Source organism: Chryseobacterium rhizosphaerae (genome assembly GCF_003385455.1).
GTDB lineage: Bacteria > Bacteroidota > Bacteroidia > Flavobacteriales > Weeksellaceae > Chryseobacterium > Chryseobacterium rhizosphaerae.
In genome coordinates this window covers 278063-301113 of sequence record NZ_QNUF01000002.1, presented here as the reverse complement: position 1 = coordinate 301113, position 23051 = coordinate 278063, and the positions used below count along the sequence as shown (strand labels likewise).

At 37.2% G+C, this 23051-nt stretch carries 22 protein-coding genes; 10 read left to right on the top strand and 12 right to left on the bottom strand.

All coding sequences use genetic code 11. The features are described 5' to 3' along the window. The first annotated feature begins 117 nt into the window (after window positions 1-117). From DRF57_RS02920 to DRF57_RS02900, 5 genes are all read left to right on the top strand, one after another. Window positions 118-696: a DUF4840 domain-containing protein gene (locus DRF57_RS02920; RefSeq protein WP_115916810.1), complete on the top strand. Its 579-nt coding sequence runs from the start codon at window positions 118-120 to the stop codon at window positions 694-696. Between the two features lie 140 nt (window positions 697-836). Beyond that, window positions 837-1361 carry an RNA polymerase sigma factor gene (locus DRF57_RS02915; protein ID WP_228450314.1) on the top strand — a complete coding sequence of 175 codons (525 nt, stop codon included), beginning with the start codon at window positions 837-839 and terminating at the stop codon, window positions 1359-1361. Further along, window positions 1354-2727 carry a porin family protein gene (locus DRF57_RS02910; protein WP_115916806.1) on the top strand — a complete coding sequence of 458 codons (1374 nt, stop codon included), beginning with the start codon at window positions 1354-1356 and terminating at the stop codon, window positions 2725-2727. The genes DRF57_RS02915 and DRF57_RS02910 overlap by 8 nt, the downstream gene beginning before the upstream one ends. Window positions 2728-2772: 45 nt before the next feature. Further along, complete coding sequence (locus tag DRF57_RS02905) at window positions 2773-3735, top strand: T9SS type A sorting domain-containing protein (RefSeq protein WP_047484554.1); 963 nt, start codon at window positions 2773-2775, stop codon at window positions 3733-3735. A 653-nt stretch (window positions 3736-4388) separates the two neighbouring features. Continuing rightward, a complete protein-coding gene (locus DRF57_RS02900) occupies window positions 4389-5519 on the top strand; it encodes a DmpA family aminopeptidase (RefSeq protein WP_115916804.1) in 1131 nt (376 codons plus the stop codon). A gap of 33 nt (window positions 5520-5552) precedes the next feature. Here the strand turns inward: DRF57_RS02900 and DRF57_RS02895 are convergent, their stop codons facing one another. Continuing rightward, window positions 5553-6404 (bottom strand): EamA family transporter, encoded by an 852-nt coding sequence (locus DRF57_RS02895; RefSeq protein ID WP_115916802.1) that lies wholly within the window; start codon window positions 6402-6404, stop codon window positions 5553-5555. 71 nt (window positions 6405-6475) lie between these two features. Here DRF57_RS02895 and DRF57_RS02890 point away from each other — a divergent pair, with 71 nt between their 5' ends. Beyond that, window positions 6476-6829: a winged helix-turn-helix transcriptional regulator gene (locus DRF57_RS02890; RefSeq protein WP_115916800.1), complete on the top strand. Its 354-nt coding sequence runs from the start codon at window positions 6476-6478 to the stop codon at window positions 6827-6829. Between the two features lie 151 nt (window positions 6830-6980). After that, complete coding sequence (locus DRF57_RS02885) at window positions 6981-8516, top strand: YifB family Mg chelatase-like AAA ATPase (protein ID WP_047484556.1); 1536 nt, start codon at window positions 6981-6983, stop codon at window positions 8514-8516. A gap of 21 nt (window positions 8517-8537) precedes the next feature. Here the strand turns inward: DRF57_RS02885 and DRF57_RS24065 are convergent, their stop codons facing one another. The 5 genes from DRF57_RS24065 to DRF57_RS02865 form a co-directional block, all read right to left on the bottom strand. After that, entirely contained in the window at window positions 8538-8675 is a 138-nt protein-coding gene (locus DRF57_RS24065; protein ID WP_167449339.1) for a helix-turn-helix domain-containing protein, read from the bottom strand. A 10-nt stretch (window positions 8676-8685) separates the two neighbouring features. Next, window positions 8686-8832: a recombinase family protein gene (locus tag DRF57_RS24060; protein ID WP_228450312.1), complete on the bottom strand. Its 147-nt coding sequence runs from the start codon at window positions 8830-8832 to the stop codon at window positions 8686-8688. A gap of 63 nt (window positions 8833-8895) precedes the next feature. Beyond that, complete coding sequence (locus tag DRF57_RS02875; protein WP_115916798.1) at window positions 8896-10779, bottom strand: right-handed parallel beta-helix repeat-containing protein; 1884 nt, start codon at window positions 10777-10779, stop codon at window positions 8896-8898. A 249-nt stretch (window positions 10780-11028) separates the two neighbouring features. Beyond that, window positions 11029-11847, bottom strand: coding sequence for a GLPGLI family protein (locus DRF57_RS02870; protein WP_115916796.1), 819 nt, complete (start codon window positions 11845-11847; stop codon window positions 11029-11031). A gap of 302 nt (window positions 11848-12149) precedes the next feature. After that, the gene (locus DRF57_RS02865) at window positions 12150-13367 is read right to left on the bottom strand and encodes a spondin domain-containing protein (protein ID WP_115916794.1); all 1218 of its coding nucleotides are present in this window, start codon (window positions 13365-13367) and stop codon (window positions 12150-12152) included. Between the two features lie 214 nt (window positions 13368-13581). Between DRF57_RS02865 and DRF57_RS02860 the strand changes: the two genes are divergently transcribed. Next, entirely contained in the window at window positions 13582-13875 is a 294-nt protein-coding gene (locus tag DRF57_RS02860; RefSeq protein WP_047484560.1) for a hypothetical protein, read from the top strand. Between the two features lie 22 nt (window positions 13876-13897). Here the strand turns inward: DRF57_RS02860 and DRF57_RS02855 are convergent, their stop codons facing one another. Beyond that, window positions 13898-14374 carry a YdeI/OmpD-associated family protein gene (locus DRF57_RS02855; protein WP_115916792.1) on the bottom strand — a complete coding sequence of 159 codons (477 nt, stop codon included), beginning with the start codon at window positions 14372-14374 and terminating at the stop codon, window positions 13898-13900. Between the two features lie 77 nt (window positions 14375-14451). Further along, window positions 14452-16659, bottom strand: coding sequence for a S46 family peptidase (locus tag DRF57_RS02850; protein WP_084086379.1), 2208 nt, complete (start codon window positions 16657-16659; stop codon window positions 14452-14454). A gap of 86 nt (window positions 16660-16745) precedes the next feature. On the opposite strand from DRF57_RS02850, the gene DRF57_RS02845 reads away from it, so the two are divergent. Next, window positions 16746-17180, top strand: coding sequence for an META domain-containing protein (locus tag DRF57_RS02845; protein ID WP_228450310.1), 435 nt, complete (start codon window positions 16746-16748; stop codon window positions 17178-17180). A 92-nt stretch (window positions 17181-17272) separates the two neighbouring features. Here the strand turns inward: DRF57_RS02845 and DRF57_RS02840 are convergent, their stop codons facing one another. The 4 genes from DRF57_RS02840 to DRF57_RS02825 form a co-directional block, all read right to left on the bottom strand. Further along, entirely contained in the window at window positions 17273-17683 is a 411-nt protein-coding gene (locus tag DRF57_RS02840) for a hypothetical protein (protein WP_115916791.1), read from the bottom strand. 6 nt (window positions 17684-17689) lie between these two features. Beyond that, entirely contained in the window at window positions 17690-20239 is a 2550-nt protein-coding gene (locus DRF57_RS02835; protein ID WP_115916789.1) for a beta strand repeat-containing protein, read from the bottom strand. A gap of 5 nt (window positions 20240-20244) precedes the next feature. Next, window positions 20245-20730 (bottom strand): T9SS type A sorting domain-containing protein, encoded by a 486-nt coding sequence (locus DRF57_RS02830; protein WP_115916787.1) that lies wholly within the window; start codon window positions 20728-20730, stop codon window positions 20245-20247. 161 nt (window positions 20731-20891) lie between these two features. After that, window positions 20892-21599: a LytR/AlgR family response regulator transcription factor gene (locus DRF57_RS02825; RefSeq protein WP_228406168.1), complete on the bottom strand. Its 708-nt coding sequence runs from the start codon at window positions 21597-21599 to the stop codon at window positions 20892-20894. 200 nt (window positions 21600-21799) lie between these two features. Here DRF57_RS02825 and hflX point away from each other — a divergent pair, with 200 nt between their 5' ends. Beyond that, a complete protein-coding gene (hflX, locus tag DRF57_RS02820; protein WP_047484572.1) occupies window positions 21800-23023 on the top strand; it encodes a GTPase HflX in 1224 nt (407 codons plus the stop codon). Window positions 23024-23051: the final 28 nt, after the last annotated feature.

Genomic DNA, 23051 nt, shown 5'->3' with positions numbered 1-23051 from the left:
AGTATTTTATGAAAATATTTATTCTTTTTTTGAAATTCTGTGCAAGATTTTAAAAGAATGGGGTTTATATAAGTGAGTACTCAGAATAAGAAATGTTTAATGTAAAAAAATAATGTAATGAAGAAATTTACAGTACCCAAAATTTTTATGGCTGTTTTAGTTGTATTGGCAGGCCTCACTTTATTTTCATGTCTTGATAATGATAGTCCGGAGATCCCTCCTGTAAAGTTGGAAGACCTTAAAGGGAATTATAAAGGAAGATTGATCACAGTACAGGGCAATTCCAGAACAGAGAAAATAGTAGATTTTAAAGTAAAAAAAGATACCATCTCATTTGCTGAATTTCCTATCAAAGAAATTGTAAAGTCTGTAGTGAAAGACCCGGCGAAAGCAGAAACGGCTCTCAACGCAATCGGAAAAGTGAAATATGATCTGCAGTATACGGCAACGGTAAATACGGCAAATAATGTTATAGAGTTGGTTTTTACACCTAAGGTATTGGAATTTAAAATTCCGGTAGATGGTGTAAATAAGAATACAACAGTTGTTTTGACTGCCAAGCAGAAAGGATTTTTTGTAGGAATGGATCACTCATTAAGATATGCTTTGGCTGCGGAAAAGATTACTGTAGACGGGGTCATATTAGATCCTTTTGAAACAATCAATTATAATTTTCCACTCTGTATAAAGAACTAAATAATAAATATTACCAAAAATGGATTGTGTTTTATATGATGCAATCTATTTTTGCTTAAAAATTTTAATCAATATTCAATCGGATACGGTAGCTCTACATGGAGGAAAATAAAGAACAGATTTTGGTAAAACACCTTCTTATGAAGGAGGAAGCCGCATGGAAAGAGCTTTTCGGAGCCTACTCCGGTAATCTGACCTATATCTGTTCCCGTTATCTGACTGAAAAGGAGGATGTTCATGATGTGCTGCAGAACAGTTTTATCAAAATGTTTCGTTCAATAGACTCTTTTGAATACAGGGGAAACGGTTCTTTAAAAGCATGGATGACCCGGATTGTGGTCAATGAATCTTTAAAGCATATTAAGCAGAATACAGATACAAAATCAACAGTGGAAATAGAGGATCTCCCGGATCTTCCTAATGATGAAGAACCTGATTTTGAGGAAATTCCAAAAGCTGTGATTATGGAAATGATACAGTCGCTTCCGGATGGATATAGAACGGTATTTAACCTGTATGTATTTGAAACAAAAAGCCATAAAGAAATCTCCGGGCTTTTGGGAATTGCAGAGAATTCTTCTGCTTCACAGTTTCATCGGGCAAAAGGATTGCTTGTTCAGAAAATAAAGGAGTTTAAAATGTCAAAAAAAGCACAATATGAATAATGAATGGTTAAATAACCTGCGAAGCAGAATGGACGACCATGAAGAGGATGTTCCGGAAGGATTGTGGGATGACATCAGAGATGAATTATTCTCTGAAGAAGATAAAGATAAGATGATTACCGGTTTTATTCCGGAAGAACAACATGAGATAGGAAATAATAATGGCCATAAAGTAGTCGACAAGCGTTTATTTTACCGTATTGGTGGTGCCGCCGCTGCCGCCGTATTGCTGTTTTTTGTACTGCAGATTGACTCTCATACAGATAGACCTGAAACCATTTCACAGAATGCAGATGGCCTTAAAGAAAAGGTAAAAAAGAATATAGGGATAGAAAACCCGAAAGACCGGGGCAGCTCTGCTGCTGAAGATCAGATGAGTACCGGGGCTTCATTGGCAGAAACAACAATAGAAAGAACGTTAAGAAAAATAAATGATATACAGCTTTTCAGTAAGGAAACAAAGAATGATGCAGAGGTCGTTCAGGATATAGCCGCAGTTCCGGAAACAAAAGTAGAGGCCCGGCAAGAGACTGAAATTTCTCAAAAGCCTCTTTTAGTTGAGAAGGCCGAAGATGAGCCAATGAAAAGGAAGGAAGCTGAGGAAGCTCTTTTTACACCGGAAAAGAAGAAGGAAAAATATGCTGAAAACAAAAAATCTAAGCCTGAGAAATCCTGGATGTTGAGTATGCTCACAGGAAACGCATCATTAAATGTTGCAGAACAACAGTTTCCGGGGTATGCTTCTATGAGTGGAAAACCGATGAATATTGAACAGGTGTGGACTACTTCCACCTATGATGATAACCCGCTTACCGAAGTATTGCTGGCCAACCAAAGCCAGCCTGTGGAAGCGAAGATCCGTCATAAAATACCGGTTACTCTGGGGCTGTCCCTTTATTATAATTTAGGGAAAAGATGGGGAATCGGGACAGGACTGAATTATACGAAACTGACATCGGAACTTCATTCCGGAAGCCATACCAATTATATAAAGGGAGTGCAGACGGTCCATTATATAGGAATTCCTGTTCAGGTTAATTATAACGTAGTTCAGAAAGGAAGGTTTACAGGATATGTTACAGGAGGGGCACTCGTAGAAAAACCTGTTGGGGGAAATCTTACCACGAACTATGTAGTAGATGACGAAATAAAGGAGACGACAAAAGAAAGCCTGGATAATAAATCCCTGCAGTTTTCAGTAAATACAGCGGTTGGACTTCAGCTGAAAGTCATTGACAGATTCGGAGTGTATGCAGAACCCGGAATTGGATATCATTTCAAAGAAAATAACGCGCTGAATACGGTCTATAAAGAGAAACCTTTACAGTTTAATGTAAAGTTCGGGATCAGATTGCTGCTCGATTGAATATAAATTATTGATCACACCTACACTCACATTAAATGTATAAATATGAAAACAAGACTAATTTTTTTAACATTTTTAGTATTCAGTGTGCTGAGTATCAAAGCACAATGTAATCCTACCATTACCAGCCCCAGGCTTGGAGTAAAATTTCCGGACAAGATTTTATTCTGTAATGTGGAAGATGAAATACTATCTACACAGGCATTTGGCAGTTACCAGTGGTATAAGCAGGCATGGACGTGGCAGACTCCCAATAATAATCCGTGGGTAGCAATTCCCGGAGCCACATCACAGCAGCTCACGATTAATGGAAATGATCAGCTGTATTATTTTAAAGTAGCCGTTACACAGGGAGACTGTACTGCGGAAAGCCCTGCAATTATGGCAGATGGATTTGTGTATGGGCTTCCGGCGATGATGTCTACCTATACACCTGGAACTTATGAGGAAGTGGATCTTGGAGTAGTGAATGTATGTAATGGAGCTTCTGTAAAGTTTGATGATATATTTCCTGTTGTATATGGCAATCATACCTGGTTTAAATGCGTTCCAGGCAGCAATCCTCCGGTTGCGGGAGACCCTTGTATCATCGCTGGAGTGAATGGAGATTCTTTTACCGCTACAGAAACCGGAAAATATGGATTCTATGCCTGTACTGAGTACTGCCCGGACCAATGTGAAATGCTGGATCCTTTTTCATTCGTACAGCTGAATTTCGGAAACTGGGAATTCTGCGAAAATTTAGGAACAGGAGAAACAAAGCAGAAAGATAATAACCTGAAAATTTATCCGAATCCTACAGCTCAGTTCCTTTATATCGGAAAAGAATCTGATAAAGTTTATAAGGAAGTTACAATTATAGATATGTCCGGAAAACTAGTGTTGCAGAAAAACGATCACAAGTACAACCAGGCCATTGATGTAAGTCATCTTGTTCCAGGTAACTATATTATTGTTTCTAAAGGTTCAAACGGCAACGTTTATAAAAATAAATTCATAAAAAAGTAGAAGATTAAATAATCTTTTTTGTTAGTTTTAAAGTGGAGGATCGGTACAATTTATTTGTACCGATTTTTTTTAGCGATCATACAATCTACAGCAATACACGGGAAGGCATTATATTTGTTCATATATCCATCATTACAAACTCTTACCTGTGTTGAGTTCTGCTACTATTTTCTCTGAGGGAACAATGTTTTTTCTTATTCCAAATCATATTCTTTAAGGATTTTTTGATTAAAAAGGTCATGTACTGATGATGTGTTTTTCTAACGCAAAGCTCTAGCTTCATGATCCATATTTTCAGAGAGCAAAGGATAGAATCAACGAAGTTGATTCGTCGAAGCCTATGGATACATCTTCATCAGCGACAAAGTCGCATCACTTTGCCCATTTAAAATAAAGCGGAATTATTCATAAGCTTTGCGTTCATCTTTTTAATCAAAAAATAATTTCAAACTCTTTTCATTTCTGTTCTCCGGGATAATAGGGACCGCACTTCTTGCATTTTTTGGCTATGCGGCATTGTAATGCCAGCCGCAAAGTATATTCCAGAATAATAAACTACAGATCAACCTGTTTCATTGTACTCACAATTTAGTTCGTTATTGTAAATGATAAAATACTTATGGAATTTTGATTGATCTAAATTTGACTTAGCGATGAAAAAATTAAGAGCAAGAGATTTAGGAATTCTATTTGAGGGAATTCCGGGAGAATATAATTCAATAACGGATGTTAAAGGTGTGGAAGTAGGGTACAGTACTATTATTTCTGATGACATCAGTTTCTCAGCCAGCAAGAATCCCATAAAAATAAGAACGGGTGTGACGGCAATATTTCCGGTAGGAAAAGAAAAGAAATTCAGCCCTGTTTACGCAAATTGGTATAGCCTGAATGGGAATGGTGAAATGACGGGGACAACCTGGATTACAGAATCTGGTTTTTTAGAATCTCCTATCATGCTTACCAATACCAATAGTGTGGGGACTGTTTTAGACAGTGTTTTAAAATGGTATGTAGATATCAATTGGTATAAGACAGATGACTGGTGGTATACCTATCCTGTTGTTGGAGAAACTTTCGATGGATTCCTCAATGATATATATGGATTTCATGTAAAAGAAAAACATGTGTTGGAGGCCATTAACAATGCTTCTTCCGGAGTTTTGGAAGAGGGAAATGTGGGTGGCGGAACAGGAATGATGAGCTTCGGATTCAAAGGGGGAACGGGAACTTCGTCAAGAATAGCCCGGATAAAAGACACTTCCTATACTGTGGGAGCTCTTGTACAATCTAATTTTGGGATTAAAAAGAATCTTACGATCGCCGGAGTTCCTATAGGGATGGAGCTTAAGGATTTTGAAAGCTCTATCTTTAATGGACCGCCTACATCAAGAAGACAGGAAGGAGATGGCTCCATTATCGTTGTAATAGCTACAGATGCACCACTTTTACCTCATCAGTTAAAAAGAATTGCCCAAAGAGTAACGATAGGCATAGGAATGGTCGGAGGGCGTGGGGCAAATGGCTCCGGGGAAATATTCCTGGCATTTTCTACTGCCAACAAAGATGCTTTTAACCGAAATGAAAATACACAGGTAGAAACGATTTCGAATGATCAGATGACACCGCTCTTCGAAGCAACAGCTCAGGTCGTTGAAGAATCTATAATTAATGCTATGGTAGCTGCGAGAACAATGGAAGGGGTAAATGGTAATACAGCTGTTGCACTGCCCCATGATTTACTTATTGATGCCTTACAAAATTATAACCGGCTGAATATAGAATAGCGATCAGCTTATGATAAGGAATGATTATAACAGCTATTTTTTAGAGGTAATTGCGGATCCTATACTTGCTATAATTACGGAGAGTACAGCTAATGTTTGAATTAGATTTAAACGCTCTCCCAGGAATATAAACCCTGATAGTGCTGCCAGAGCCGGATGAAGGCTCATAAGGATGCTGTAGGTTTTTGAAGATAAGTTTTTGAAAGCCCTCATATCCAAACTAAAAGGAATTGCACTGGATAATAAAGCGACACATACCCCCAATAATAACCATTTGATATTTAATTTTTCAACAAAACCATCATTTAACCCAAATGGTAATACCAGTAAAAATGCAAACCCCATCCCTAAAGCAACGGCATCAATAGATTTCATTTTTTGGGACACCAGCTTTCCACATAGAATATATCCTACCCAAAATGTGCCCGCTAAGGCTGCAAGTGCTATACCTCCTAGATGAATACCATTTGTATTGCTCCAGGGAGTAATTAAAGCAATGCCTAAACCCGCAAGACCCGCCCAAATAAAATCCTGGTATTTTCTTGATAGAATGATCGCTAAGGCTAAGGGACCTGTAAATTCTATAGTAGTTCCTAATGCCATCGGAATGAATTTAATGGCATAATAGAAAGACAAATTCATTCCTGCCAAACAAAGTCCGTATAATAAACACCAGGCATAGTCAAATCTGTTTCTGCCAACTATTTTTACTTTAAAAATGATCAAGAGCAATAGCGATGCGATTCCCAATCTTAAGCTTACAGTTCCGGCAGGACCCAAAACAGGGAATAAAAATTTGGCTATTGCAGTTCCTGACTGCACACAGGCCATCGCTAAAATGACCAGATAAATACCTAGTGAATGCTGATTTATTTTTTTTATCATTATTTATAACTTTGTATCAAAGTTGCTACAATGATTAACAATGGGCAATAACGAACAAAATTGTTAGTAGAATGAAAAAGGAAAATTCGACAAATAGCATAAATAGCCAATACCTGCTAAATACCTGTGATTTTAATTATGTCCTTCAGTTAATTAGCGGTCGATGGAAATCGCAGATTATTTTTTCTATTGCCCATGGAAACAACCGGTTTAGTCTGATAAAAAACGATTTGGAAAATATCTCTGACCAGGTTCTGGGCAGACAATTAAAAATGTTAGAGAAGGAGGGGATTATTGAGAAAGCTGAAATTTCTGAAACCATACCGAAAGGAATTAAATACTCCTTTACACAAAAGGCCGATTCGTTAATTCCTTTATTGCGCCAGCTTTGTTATTGGGGAGGTCAGAATAGATTGACAGAATAAAATTGTATTTCATACTCATCTCAATACTATTCTGAGAGCATATTTCGTTGATATGTTTTTAGTTATCCCTGTTTTTTATAGAATATTATCAAGGCAAAATTCAATTTTCTAAAATAGCTTATTGGTTATATTTACTTGAAAAAACACACCCATGCTGATAAAAATTTATGGAAGTGCCATTCACGGAGTTGCTGCCCAGACGATTACTATTGAAGTGAATGTAGATACGGGAGGAGTGGGATATCATCTGGTAGGTCTTCCCGATAATGCGATCAAAGAAAGCAGCTACAGGATATCTGCGGCCCTTAAAAATGTGGGCTACAAAATCCCCGGAAAGAAAATTACAATTAATATGGCGCCTGCGGATCTCAGGAAAGAGGGATCTGCTTATGATCTGAGCATTGCTCTTGGTATTTTGGCGGCTTCCGATCAGATTCTGGCTGAAGAAATCCAGCATTACATCATTATGGGCGAGCTTTCTTTAGACGGAAGCCTTCAGCCGATAAAAGGAGTTCTTCCTATTGCGATCCAGGCCAGAGAAGAAGGCTTTAAAGGGATTATTCTTCCGGTTCAGAATGCCCGCGAGGCAGCAATTGTTAATGACCTGGAGGTATATGGAGTGGAAAATATCAAAGAAGTCATTGACTTTTTTAATGAGGGAAAGGCTCTTAAAAAATTGACATTAGATACCCAAAAAGAATTTCAGGATAAAATCAATGATTTCCCTTTTGATTTTTCTGAAGTAAAGGGACAGGAAGCCGCAAAAAGAGCTATGGAAGTTGCCGCAGCAGGAGGGCATAACATCATTATTATCGGTCCTCCGGGAAGTGGAAAAACCATGCTGGCTAAAAGAGTTCCCAGTATTTTGCCTCCGTTGACCTTGAAAGAAGCATTGGAAACCACAAAGATTCATTCTGTAGCAGGAAAAATAGGAACCGAAGCTTCATTAATGACTGTCCGCCCCTTCAGATCTCCACACCACACGATTTCTGATGTTGCTTTGGTGGGAGGAGGAAGCTACCCTCAGCCGGGAGAAATTTCTCTTGCCCATAATGGAGTATTATTTCTTGATGAAATGCCGGAATTTAAGCGGACCGTGCTGGAAGTGATGAGACAGCCATTGGAAGATCGTGAGGTCACCATCTCAAGAGCCAGATTTACGGTCAATTATCCCGCAAGTTTTATGCTGGTTGCCTCAATGAATCCCAGCCCAAGTGGCTTCTTTCCGGATGACCCCAGTAATACATCTTCTGTTTATGAAATGCAGCGGTATATGAATAAACTTTCCGGACCGCTTTTAGACAGAATTGATATCCATATAGAAGTGCAGAAGGTGGAATTCGAGCAACTTTCCGAAAAAAGGAAGGGCGAAAAAAGCAAAGAGATAAGAGATCGGGTAGTAAAGGCAAGGAATATTCAGAATAAAAGGTATGAAAACCTGAATATCAGCTGTAATGCACAGATAGGTCCTAAAGAAATTGAAGCATTCTGTGAATTAGACGAAGCCTCTTTCAGCCTTATCAAATTAGCTATGGAAAAATTAAATCTCTCCGCCAGAGCATATGACAGAATCCTGAAAGTAGCACGAACCATAGCCGATCTTGAAGAAGCTGAGAAAATCCTGTCTTATCATATTTCCGAAGCTATACAATACAGAAGTTTGGACAGGGAGTTCTGGAATGGATAATTCCAACATGAAGCTTTCTATTTAACTACTTTTTATAGAATTGACAAAAAGGATAATTCTATAAAAAGTAGCTTTGCTAATACCAGCCTGTTTACAAGCTTTATCGATAGGAATGTTTTTGTTATCATATAAATGCTTGACAAATTGATATTTTTCTATGCTTTTTTGATTAGAGCCTGTAGGTCTTCCTAAAAGTTTTTTCCTTTTTCGCTCGCCCCTCTAACCCATCTTTGGTTCTTTCACTAATTAAATTTCTCTCAAATTCTGCGACTGCTCCAAAAATTTGAATAATAAATTTTCCATTTATAAAAACCAAAATTTTAATTTTTTCATCATTCTTTGAAATTAAAACATTTTAACTAATATATATATAAATTTATTAGAGTAAATCCCAATTTCCTGTAATATTTTTTTTCTTAATTTGATTATTGTATATATCTATCCAAATTGAATTTTCAGGCATATTAATCGGTTCTGTATTTGAAGAAATAATACTGTTTGTTGTTCCTTGAGCATTTGTCCAAATACCTAGTTTTTCAACTATATACCAATTTCCATTATTAAATTCTAATGTTATTTTGTTACCAACATCTCTGCTTGAGAGATTGCCACCAATCACTGGAGGATATATATTATTACTGTCACTTACTATCGTAATCAAACTTCCCTGTTTTTCAACTAAAAAAGATATTCGCTGTCCATCTGTCCATAAATTTCCTTGGATCCTAAAGAGCGGGTTATCCGCTAAATTACTATTAGTATATGTTGTTAAAAAACTTCCTGTTCTAATAAAATTGATAGTAGAATCTGTTTCCCAATAGTTACCTTTAATTAAATTCATCATATCAATAATAACAACACCTTTTACAATTCCCATTACATTATTACCTCCATTAATATTTCTAACATTTTTTAAAATTATTGATTTTTTATTTGGATTCGCACTATGGCATTGAAATATACTGGTAGTTATGTCTCCTATATCTGTATAATCAAAGGTAGGATTTTTAATTAAAATGTTAGTGTTCCTATATTCATTATCCTCATCTTCTTTTATAATACCTATTGCATGTTTGTAATAATAAAATTGATTTTTACTAGTATTCCAATTTTTTATAACTGGAGCATCAAGAATTAATAAAGGAGCATATTCTTTTGCGTAATTTGAAATTAGTATCGCACCAGACTTATTGTTACTATATTTGGGGTTTGTAATATTTATACATCCTTCTAAACCATCTCGAAATGACGGAATGAAGAACCCGTGAAGAGATCCTAAATCAATATGATTATTTATATTAATATTAATCTGTGGATTATTTTCCAGCAAAAGATAGTTTGACACGAATAGCATAATTCCAGCTCCCATATTGTTTTCCGTTAATGGATTTATAATATTAATATTATCAATCACAATTGGTAGCCCATCAATTCCTTCTGGTTCTATATCAATCCCTGACTGAGGTAGAGCTCCATTAACATTTCTTATTTTAGGATTATTAATAGTTATATTTTTATTTGATGTAATAGAAATACCGTTACGGCGGACATTATCAATTAATGCATTATTTATAATAACATTCTCGGTTGAAATAATGGAGTCATGATTCCAATATTCATTTCCTATATATATTCCATCTCCCCAACAATTTTTAATATTCGGATTTTCAATTAATATATCCCTTGAGTTTGTAATAGATATTCCGTGCCCCCATTCTCCAGTAGTTCCAGCGTGTTCATCTCTTTCCCCTAAAATAAAAGGATTAATTATAGTTACATTAAGAGCATTATATATTTTTAAAATTCTATAGCTTTCACTTGTTGAAGCAATAGCTTTAAAGCATCCTTTTTTTGTAAATTTTATCGAAGTATTTGAAGGAGGCATTACACCAGAATCATTATTTTCTGCACTAATATAGTACATATCATCTATAATAATATTTCTACATTTATATAATGCATTATTTATGATTATAGACTGATTAAGGTTAACTTGAGATTTAGCTCCAAAATAACGAACATCTACCTCTCCTAAAAATTCATGAAATAGCTTGAGTCCATTCAATATTATTAAACTTCCACCATCATCAATATTATCATTACCTAAATAGGAATAATATGCAATAGGTGCTGGTGTATCTCCTTTTTTGTAATATCCTAACAATAATACCCCTTTATATATTCCATTTTGAATATCAGTTATTTCATTCGTAGACATATTTCGCATATCTACCATACTATCTTTAATAAGAAATTGATTCATAATTTTATTTGTTTTAATTTATAAATAAAGTTCTAATAAGTAAACTCTCAACTTATTTTTCTCCATTCTAAATCCTCAGCTCTAATATCAATAACCAATACTTTAAATTTAGAAAAAAGAAAAGTTGGAAATGTGAAAACTATAAAAGGAACTATCAAAATAAACGTAACGTTTCAAGGATAAATTTTATAAGTTAAAATACTGTAGATTATATCCAAGTTATTTTTGATAATTGCAACATGCTTCTTTCTATTTATATTGCATTATAAATTCTTTCTCGATGTGATTGTTGAGCGCTTTGAGTTCCCGTTGTTTTTCTAATGTCATCTGTCTGTAGTCGTAAGCCTCTTCATTTCCATTTTCGTCAGTATACGATGTTATCTTGTTATTGATCATGTCTTCAAAAGGATTGTTGTATCCTGTTTGCTTGAGTTTAATATATTTTTGCTTATCAATGAGTAAGGGCTTTTCCCCAAAATGGGTTTCTACAATCCCTGAAGTATCATATTCTTTATCTAGCCTTTTATTTTTGACCAATGTAAAATGAAAATAATTATTGCTGTCATATATTTCTAGGATCATACCCGGAAGCCCCCGAAATTTATAAGGACCCTCGGGAATTGGGATCGTGTCTGTAAACCATGCTGTCCATTGCCTGCCTCCAAAGTTGGTTGCAGCTGCCTGTACTTTTAGCTTATCCAGCATTTTTGTTTGAGGTAGAATAGTCCATTTCATTTCATCATTGGTTTTCATTTGGGCAGTTATATTGCCAACGATGAAATAATTTGTGTTATTGAAACTGTTTCTTTCTCTACTGATATAGTGATACAATTTCGTTCTTTCATATTCTGAATCTGAGCTTGGATTTTTCATTATACTGTCATTTTTCTGATCAATTAATGAATAGTATTTTACCGATTTAGGGTTGATGTCGGTAATGAAAAATTCCTTTACTTCATAAGCAGCAATAGTGTCGGGCTTAAATTTCAATTCGTAGTAGAACCTATTACTTTGAGCATTTACACTTGCACCTAATAACATTAAAAATAAATAAGCGAATCTAATCATCAATGTGTTTTCAGAATTATACCAAAAACTAATCCTTTTTTTGATCTATAATCTGCTTTTTAATGGAATTATAACAAAATAACTTATACTTTCTTTTTTTTAACACAATTTTCATCAGAATTGATGAGGTACTATGATTTAAATGAATTTTTTTCAGTTGTCAATAAACTTTGTTTGAGTCCGTAAATAGGTCTGCCAGTGAAGTTTTTTAAAACTTCATTAACGGTTATGAAAATAAAAAAGGCCAGACAATACACTTACTGTCTGACCTTTTAACCGAAATATATGTTTTTATTGTACGACTAGTTTACGGTCACTTTAATCACATTTTGTACAGCAGGAACCGGATATGATGTTCCCACTTTGGAAATCACCATATTTTCACTCTGTGGAGTTCCTCCAAATAAAGCCTGATGGTTTCCTGCTCCCGGATATTGATCAATGCCGGTCCCGGAATCAAATAAAGCTGTTCCGGACGTAACATCTCCTTTTATATTGGCATCAATATTCTGTTCATTGGCATAGAACCAGTCATTGGAGAATCCAAACATGGTAACATAAGCAATTTTGTCGCCCGGATCTGCCTTAAAGCTGGCAGTAACCTTATTTCCTGGTGATACAGGAGCATTTCCGGCAATGAATACCCCTTTCACGTTCGGTGAAGATTGTAAACTGTTCTGAAGTTTGGCAACATTTCCCATTTGTGCAATCTCCTTTAACCCCATTCCGCTATCCTTTTTTCCTAATTCGTAGATTGGGTTCTTATCACCTCGATAAACAACTACCAGGGCAGGAGAGAGCCCTGTCATAATTCCCGTATTCGCATTTAGTTTTGTCATCATTTTTGTGATGCTTCCCATTTGGGCAATATCGGTAATCTCGGGGTTGGATAATGTGTTGGGCATAAAGAACGGGGTACTGTTTAATAGCTGAGAACCATTATAATTGGAAACAGCCCAGACTCCGGGAGAAAAAGGTGTTTCATGAGCGGTTCCACCGGAAGTATTGGTAATGGTTAGGGTAAACTCAGACGTTACATCATTATAAGCAAGATTCAGCTTCATCAGTTGTGATGCAATGACATTAGGAACCTGCATAATAGGTTTGCTTTCCGCTAATCCCGTCATATTGTCTTTGGTTCCATTATCCCATAAAAGTACTTCTGACGAAACATCGCCAGCTATGGCATTCCCATTATTATCAAATAATTGTATTCCGGGTTGCTTAGAGGCAAAGAACCAGTCTTTGGAAGCACCATACATAGTTGAAAACATTAAAGACTGAGCTTTTCCTGCGCTGAATTTAATAGAAACCGATTGTCCCGGTAAGATCACCGGCTGTCCCGTTCCCTGAAAGCTGCCACTTTCTACAAAGTCCTTAGGGGTGACAACATTCTCAAAAGTAATACTTCTCTGAAAGGACACATTTCCCATCATGTCATCATCAGAATCGTTACATGAATAAAGACTAAATGCAGCGATAAGACCTGCTGCTGTACATTTTAAAAAGTTCTTTTTCATAAGATAATTTTTTATAGTTATAACTGTGCTAAAACTATAGTCGAAGACTTTCTAACATCCTGACAAAAAAATAATTATTTTCTTATGAGTTGACCTTTAGTAAATAATACGTCGAGTTTTGTCGTTAGGCAGGACAATATTTGCAGCAGGACAAAATAGATGTATGAATGCACCTCTTGACCTAAGAATTAACTTATAATCAAAAAAATATTAAATGGATAATTTTATTGTTTTAACTAAAGATTTTGTAGCCAATGAAAGCGCGGTGGTAGATATTAAATCATTCGGATTGGGAAGTACGTTGGGCTCATTGGTATTTCAAAATAAAAGGGGCCAGTCTGCCACGTTTTTATGGCAAAAAAATATAATGCCCGACAATACAGAAAAAACGGGATACTTCAAAGAAGTTACCAATGAACTGGGGGTGAGAATTGCTCATTATGACGGATTCATCACCGTTACCAATGGTGGGGGAGTGCAGTATCTGGAAGCAGAATTAAAAATTTGAGATAAAGAAAAGGAGGCGTATGCTATATTCCCTTTTTACCGTCTAAGATCATCTGTATCATTTTGATCTTTCTATTTTCTCTTGTTTCAGGCTTCTTAGCTTCTTCAATCCAGCGGATGTATTCCTTCTTGTGAGTGTAGCTCATGCTGTCGAATATTGTTTTGGCTTTAGGGTTTTCATTAAAGATAAAAGCAATGTCTTCTGCAATGGCTATAATTCTTTCCTCCTTATCTTCCATAAGAGAAACGGAAACCTCATCTCCAAAAGTTTTTCCAAGCTGCTTCCTTACTTCCTGGGTTAGTCCTAAGAGGTGGCAGTCGGTTTTCATTTTGGCAAGGCTTCCCCGGTATTCTACCTGACCGTCAAAAACAGCCTTGATCCTGACCAGTCCTTTTTTTCCAAATACATCTTCAGTAGAAAAAGGAAACTCTACATAGGCGGCATTCATTTCTCCATTTTGTTGAATGGTGGCTGTAAACTCTATTGTTTTAGGAATCATGATGAAAGATTTATTATTCAAAAATAAAAAAACCGCGAAAACTAAATTTCACGGTTTTAAAAATAGATCAAAAGAGATTATTTTTTCTTTATTTTCTTAGGTGCTGTAGTCGTACCTGAGTTTTTAGATTTTGTATCAGCAGGAGTGTTTTCACTTCTTACAAGCTTTAGCTCATCCACTAATCTTCTGGCACCAGCATATTTGTCAATTGTCCAAAGAACAAAACGAACATCTACGTTGATTGTTTTCTGCCATTCCTGTTCAAATACGATATCTCCGCTTAATGCCTCGCTGTTTCCGTCGAAAGCAATACCGATAAGGTTTCCGTCACCGTCAATTACCGGAGAACCAGAGTTACCTCCTGTAATATCGTTGTTAGAAAGGAAGTTTACAGGCATATAACCTGCAGCATCTGCATACTGTCCGAAATCCTTAAGGTTATAAAGGTCGATCACTCTTTGAGGAAGATCAAACTCTTCATCACCCTTCTTGTATTTTCCTACAAGACCAGTCATGTCTGTATAATAGTTATCTGTAATACCGAAATAATTTCTGTCATTTCTGATAGGAAGTTTATCTACAGTACCATAAGTTAATCTCATAGTAGAGTTAGCATCCGGATAGAATTTTTTCTCAGGCATAGCCTTCATTAATCCAGCTAAGAACAGACGGTTATTTTTTGCAAAATTATCATCTACCTTAACATATCTTTCAGTGCTCATTTTTTGATCTGCCATGATTCCGTTAGCTGTTTTCCAAAGTGGATCAGCATCAAGCTTTAATGCATCCGGATTCAATAAGAAGTTCGTAGCAGAAGTTTTGTTAGCAAAAATTGAAGAATAAGCAAGGTTAGAAACCGTTTTAGCGTCTAATCCTAAAATAGTAGCAGAAGCTACATCTTTATTTTTAACTCTTGCCTGGTAAAGACTTGTCATAGCGGCAAGCATCTCTCCTTCCAAAGAAGGATTGAAGTTTTCATAAGCACCTTTGATTGCAGCTTCTGTTTTAGCTTTCATCGCTAATCTTCCCTGCATATCCTGAGCAGCATAAGCCTTAAGAGCAGAACCTACCTGTAAAGCAAGAGAGATATATTTTGTGTTTCTTGCAAACTGTGAAGCATAGTTTCTCTCAACATTTCTGTCTGAAACCTGCGTGTAATAAGCACCAATATCCTCCAGGACACCATCATAAGCATCGTTTCCTGGCATTGCAGCCCATTTTTTATAAGTATCTTCAATCTTCTGTTTGTCAGAGATGGTTCCGTTTTTATCTACGGCATCAATAGTTCCCTGTCTGTTTTTCCAGTAGTTCGCTACAGAAGCATATTGAGAAGCATAGTTAAGCTGAGTCGCCTTATCCTTATCCATATACTTTTTCATTACGTCCATAGCCACTTTAGAAGCCTCTACCCATGCCGGATAGTCTTTGTTTACCATTTGCTGAATTCCGTAAGAAGTCAGGTAACGGTTAGTTCTACCAGGGTATCCTAAGATCATTGAGAAATCTCCAGGCTTAATTCCCTTAAGAGAAACCGGAAGGAAATGCTTAGGCTTCAAAGGAGTGTTGCTTGGAGAATATTCAGCAGGATTTCCTGCAGCATCAGCATATACTCTGAAGACTGTGAAGTCAGCAGTATGTCTTGGCCACTCCCAGTTATCAGTATCACCACCGAATTTTCCTAATGAGGAAGGTGGAGCACCTACTAATCTGATATCTTTATAATCCTGATATACGAAATAATAAAATTCATTTCCGTTAAAGAAATCTCTTACCACTACAGTATATTTTCCGTTTTCAGAGTTTTCTGTCTGGATTGCTTTTGTTTCAGCATCAATAACAGCTTTTCTCTCTGCTCCGGTCATATTGTTGTTTAGTTTAGAATTGATTCTCTGCGTAGCATCATCCATTCTTACTAAAAATCTTACATAAAGATCCTTTGCATTAAATTCGTCTTTTTGTTTCATTGCCCAGAAACCATTCTTCAAATAGTCTTTTTCTGGTGTAGAAGCAGCCGCCACAGCGCCATAACCACAGTGGTGATTGGTAAATATCAGTCCTTTGTCAGAAACAATTTCACCAGTACAGAAACCTCCAAAGCTTACAATAGCATCTTTTAAGCTTGAATTATTTACTGAATAAATTTCTTCAGGCGTCAGGTGTAGACCTTCTTTTTGCATATCAACACCGTTAAGTCTTTTGATGAGCATTAGCAGCCACATCCCCTCATCCGCCCTCATCTGAGCAAAGCTCAGCAAGAAAGTGAATAGTAGAAATAGTCTTTTCATTTTATAATATAATTTTTGTGTCGCTAATTTACTAATTTTTACGATATTCAGTCCCAGATTGGTATGAAAATGGAATGATAATGCGCATGAAAAAAATACTAGTATCACTTTTTACCGTTTTATTTCTGGGTCTTGTTTTAAATTGTTCTGCTATACCGGATAAAAATCCTGCCCTTCAGAGACAATGGATGCTGATTTCTTTAGATGGTTTTTCTAAAGATCAGCTGATTGCCAATAAAGCGGAAATTAACCTCATCGGGAAGATGGAAGATGGTAAAATTCAGGGAAGTGCTTACATGGGATGCAACAGAATGTCTTTTGCTTTAGAATTTAAAAAAGGAGGAAAAGTAAAAATATCAAATGGAGTGAGTACCATGATGGCCTGTCAGAATATGGAGCTGGAAATTTCTTTTCAAAAGAAATTTGATACGATGACCAAATACACTGTAGAAGGACATTTTCTGACACTTTCTGATGAGAAAGGAAATACAATGAAGTTTGTAGCTGCTGATTGGGATTAATCTTAATTATCATTACCAATATATAAAAGTCCGCCGGATTGGCGGACTTCTTTTGTTTGAAAAATCTAGATAGGTTATTAGCTTTTAAGTTATCAGTTTTTTGGAATTGTTTTTTTTATTTGCTCCAGTGTTGCAGTATTGGGTAGTCCTGCTGTATTATTTGTGTTCCTAGAATTCGTTGTATTACGGGATGCCTGTCTGTTGGGAATTGTCGTTTTTATTTCTTCAAGGCTTGCTGTATTGGGAAGTAACTTCCCGGAACCAGATGGTGCCTTAGGTTTTGCTTCCTGTTTTTTTACTTCCAGTCCCTGATCTGAAACCAGAGCCGTTGAGGAAGTTTTTTTCTCTGTTTTTTCCTGATTGTCTTTTACTGTCTTTGCTTCCTGTTCCTTTGCCTGTTTTAAAACCTGAGCCTGATCTTCTGTCGGTGCTGCCTGTTTATTTTCCTGGGCATAGATAACGGAGCTTAAGAATAATAACAATGTGATATATACTATTTTCATGACGGTTTATTTTATGTTGACTAATACCTGAATTTTTCCAATTTCTTTCTGATCATAATCCTGAAGGGATTTTCCGATCACTTGCCCTATTTTTACCTTTTTAAGGCTGGCTTTCATGGCTACTCCCGGTGTTGAAGAAGTCACCAAAAGGTCGCCTCTTTTTATCTTTCCGTTTTCCAGGCATACTTTAGTGGGAATTACCCCGATTACACCCATAGGAACTTTATCTGAGATATCGGTATCAATATGCTCTTCCGTAAGAAGTACTCCCGGTTTGGTAGCATATACACCGGCAACAAGGTTAGAGTAGGGTTTTGATGATTTTTCTACGGTTCTGTCAGAATTTACTGAGATCACTAATATATCTCCGGTTTCATATTCGGAAATTTTTCCCTCCACATCAAATGCTTCGGCAACGTCAGCCCCACTGGCTTGTGTTCCTCCGTTAAAAAATCCTCTTCCGGCTTTGTTGATTCTGGCTACATTGGTTGAAGCACTCTGGTAGACGGCAATATCACCGGATGGTCCCTGATGATTAATAAGTAAGGTAGAGCCCGTCCCCGTAGTGGTTACATGTACTACCGGCTGGCCGTTACTGTTATTGAAGTTCGCAAATCTCCCTGCTTTACCTGTACCAAAATTGGGTATAAAACCTGAGATCGCATTACCATTTCCATCACAAGAGGCTTCAATACCATCACCCGTTCCACCGGCATTGGCCGTAATCCCATTTCCGTTTCCTTCTGTTAAAGCTAGTAAAGCGGGTCCATTTCCTGAAGCGTTTGATGAGTAAAATAAACCTCCGTATCCTCCGGTTCCGGATGATAAACCATAAATACCGGCTGTCCCGAAATTGGCGAATATCGAATTGACCTCCCCTTTTACTGCCGGAGAAGTTCCTTGGCTTTTATCCACTTTGAAGTTTCCTGCAGTACCATTTCCTACTGTGGTTACGGTAATTACATCACTGGTATTGGCATCATTAAAAATATTGAACCGTCCGGCACGTCCGGTTGCAAAAGATGGAACCCAGGCATACAATGCATTTCCGTTACCATCAATATTGGTTTCAACACCATTACCGTTTTTGCTCGCATTAGCGGTAATTGCATTTCCGTTACCATCCGTAATAGCAACCAGTGCGGCTCCATTACCTGAAGGATTAGAAGCGTGAAATAAACCGGCAAAACCTCCTGTTCCGGAAGAAATACCGAAAACACCTGCTGCTCCAAAGTTTCCGAAAATAGTGTTGACTTGTCCTCTTACTGCCGCTCCAACGCTATTGGTGTTGTTGACAAGAAAAGAGGCTGCATTCCCCTGTGTATTGTCAGGGATGTTTCCATTGCCATTAGTTTCTACCTCAAACGTATTATTGGTTGTATTGGTTTGGTTCAGATTTTCAAATCGGCCTGCACGGCCTGTACTGTTATTTAAACCTACCTGCCCATAAACTCCTATACCGGTTCCCGTGGCATTGGTGGCAATAAATCCTCTTACCCCATATCCACCTCCGTCATTTCTACCCACTACAGCTCCGGCAATATCACTGGTTGTTCTTCCTACCACTGCTTCACCGGCTCCGCTATTATCTCCTATAATCCCTGCAGAAGTCTGGGCAGACGTGATACCGTGTACTGCAAAGCCACTTCCTGTTGAACTGAAAACACCGGTTCCGTTTCCGGAGGTTGTCACATTGATGACCGTTCCATTTCCTAGGGTAGAAGCATTAAGAACATTATTGTTATTCGCATTATTGAAGATCGCAATGTTAGCAGGAATTCCGTTGTTACTGGTCGCAGAAAGTCCCGTTCCTGTATTGCTGTTTGCATATACCCCATATCCATTTCCACTGGAATTTCCATACACCCCTAATCCATTGGGAGTAACACCATAAACACCCCATCCGCTTCCGTTTTGGCTTCCCCAAACTCCTACTCCAAGGCCTCCGGTTCCGTTATTGATACCGCGTACCCCTGAAGAAAAACCTCCGGGACCCGTACTGGTCACAATTCCTCTTACTGCAGCAATACTTGAAGTGGCTGTATTATTAGTCCCTTCTAAAGAAGTTCCATCTCCATCATTCGTTAATGAAAACAAAGTAGAAGCATTATTTACCGTATTGGTATAAGGAATGGTAAAGGTACCGCCACTGTTTCCTGCGGTCTTGGCATACATAGCGTACGGAACACTTAGCAGTTGGCTGGTTCCTGTAATGGTATAATTGGTTCCTCCCGCAGGGTCGGTTTCAGTTTTTAAATAATAGTTTCCTGATGACCAGTTGATCGAAGCAAATGTTCCTGTAATAATGGTTCCCGTTCCTATTTCAAGGCTGATAAGACCATTGGTATTGGTATTTCCGGTAAGTCGTTCAGAATAAACCTCTGCTCCGGCAGGAGAACCCTGCAGTATACTTACCTTGACAGCGATGGCCTGATTGCTTAGCAGTTGTCCGACACCATTTCTCATGACGGCCTGATAACTCATTTTTTCAGGAGCCTGTGAAAGCCCCATAAAGAAGCCTAAGAGAATCCAGGACAGTAGTAATATTTTTTTCATGGCATTTATTTTTTAATGATTTTAAAAGTTTTAATGTTTTCTCCATTCCTGCTAATTCTGATAATATACATGGCAGAAGGCAGAGCAGAGAAATTAAGCTCAGATTTTGATTGTAAAATCATATCTTTTTTGATCAGTTTGCCCTGAGAATCGAATAACTGATATTCTGAATTCTTATAATCGTTTGTGGTAAAATCCAGATACAAATATTCTTTAAAAGGATTAGGGTAAATAAGAATGTCTTTCTGATCTTTTTGATCTGATGAAGCTTCCTGGGAGGAAAGTGTGGTGATTTCGAACCCCTGCTGTACCCCTTCAAGAAGCTGAATGGGAGTACCTTTATTGAGGTATGCAGTCTGGCCTATACTGTAAGATACAGAACCATTGCCTGATGACGCATCCGCTCCGGTAGCCAAAAGTGCTGACTGGGCCCGAAAGATGACGACAGAAAATATAAGCAAGGTGAGGCAATAAATAGATTTTTTTTTCATGAATAGCAGTTTTTAGGTGATTAGTAAAAAGTTTTTTTAAGGGCAAATTTGGGAAGACTAAATTACCACCTATGCACATCGGATTATAGAAAAATAGACCAACGGCAGAAATAATCGACCAATGGCGTTTTGTGAATTATTGTTGAAGAAAGTCTGTGTTTTTAGGGCTCGAAAAAGGAGAGGTTATTTTTATAAGCCCTGCCTATCGGAAGCTTGATGTGGTGGGTTAATTCTATTTCATGGCAGCTTTTTCCCCGGATAAGATGTCTGGGTACGGCATAGCTGCGGTGTATTCTCACAAAAGAATCAAAGAAGTTTTTAAGAAGCAGGTTTCCTAAAGAATCGAGGATACAGTGATTTTTTTCCAGTGTGATAATCCGGGTATAGTCTTTCAAGGCTTCCAGATACAAAACATCTGTTTTTCTGATCTGAGAAATATGGCCACCTTCTTTTATCTTAATAAAATTTTCCCCAAATAGGGCATCATAACAATCACACTTTTCTTTTACTTTGAAAAAATCAAAAAGCCTCTGCATGGAGTAATGAAACCGTTCTGCTGTTAGGGGTTTGGTTATAAAGTCCAGGGTGTCGATTTCAAAAACAGTAGCGGCCAGCTCAGGATGGGAGCTCACAAAAATACAGGCAGGTATTTTATGGGCCAGTTTTCTGAATTCCGGACCACTCATTCCCTTTAAGTTGGTTTCGATAATAAGAAGGTCAATGGGAAGGTCGAGATAGGGAATTGCTTTTTCTGCCGAATCGAAAGAAGCGACAATTTCTATATTTTCATACGGTCTGATATAATGCTGAAGAACCAGCTTATCCAGTTCATCATCATCAATAATCATACACTTAATTTGTGTAATCATGATCTTCTGGCAATTAGTCTAACTATTTTAATTTTAAGATTTTAAAATCTTAAAATTATTACATAAAGTTATTGATTTTTATGAAACAATACTATAGCGGACTTAAAATTATATTAAAAAGTGTTATTAAATAAAATTTGATTTTGTTTTTTTTCTGAAAAATATTATCTTGTAAAAATCATAAACATAGATAGAATTTCATGTTAGAAAAGAAAGAACATAATTATGAGAAAGCAGTCTTGGTGGGTCTTATTACACAGCACCAGGATGAAGAAAAACTACTGGAGTATATGGACGAACTGGAGTTTTTGGCTTTCACAGCAGGAGCAACCGTACAGAAACGCTTCACTCAAAAATTAACCCAACCTGATTCCAAAACCTTCATCGGAAGCGGAAAAGCAATTGAGATAAAAGAATACGTAAAAGAAAATGAAATAGGAACTGTCATTTTTGATGATGAACTTTCTCCTTCCCAGCTTAAAAACCTGGAAAGAGAGATGGAAGTTAAAATTTTGGACCGTACCAACCTTATTCTTGATATTTTTGCTCAGCGGGCACAAACCTCATACGCAAGAACTCAGGTGGAATTGGCACAGTATCAGTATCTTTTGCCCCGTTTGACAAGAATGTGGACTCACCTTGAGCGTCAAAAAGGAGGTATCGGGATGAGAGGTCCCGGTGAAACGGAAATTGAAACTGACCGTCGTATCATCCGTGACAGGATTACCTTATTGAAAGATAAGCTGAAAACGATTGACAGGCAAATGGCTACCCAGCGTAATAACCGTGGAAAAGTAGTTCGTGCAGCTTTAGTGGGATACACCAATGTGGGAAAGTCTACCCTGATGAATTCCCTGTCAAAATCTGAAGTTTTTGCTGAAAATAAATTATTTGCAACGCTGGATACTACCGTACGAAAGGTTGTGATTGGCAATTTACCGTTTTTACTTACCGATACCGTAGGGTTTATCAGAAAACTACCCACTCAGCTGGTAGAATCGTTCAAATCCACATTGGATGAGGTACGTGAAGCGGATCTTTTGATTCATGTTGTAGATATTTCTCACGAAAGTTTCGAAGACCATATAGAATCTGTGAATCATATCCTAATGGAAATCAACGCTCATCAAAAACCAATGATCATGGTTTTCAATAAAATTGATGATTTCAGCTATGAGAAAAAGGATGAAGATGATCTGACTCCGGGTACAAAGAGAAATATTTCTCTTGAAGAATGGGAAAAAACATGGATGGCAAAATCCAAATACCCTACTGTTTTTATCTCTGCACTGACGAAAGAAAACTTCCCGGAAATGAAGAAGATGATTTACGATGAGGTTATGAAAATTCATATTTCCAGATTCCCATACAACGATTTCCTTTTCGAGTATTTCGATAACGACGACGAAGAAAACAAGAATTGATGAAATATCCCTTTTTTCTTCTATTCAT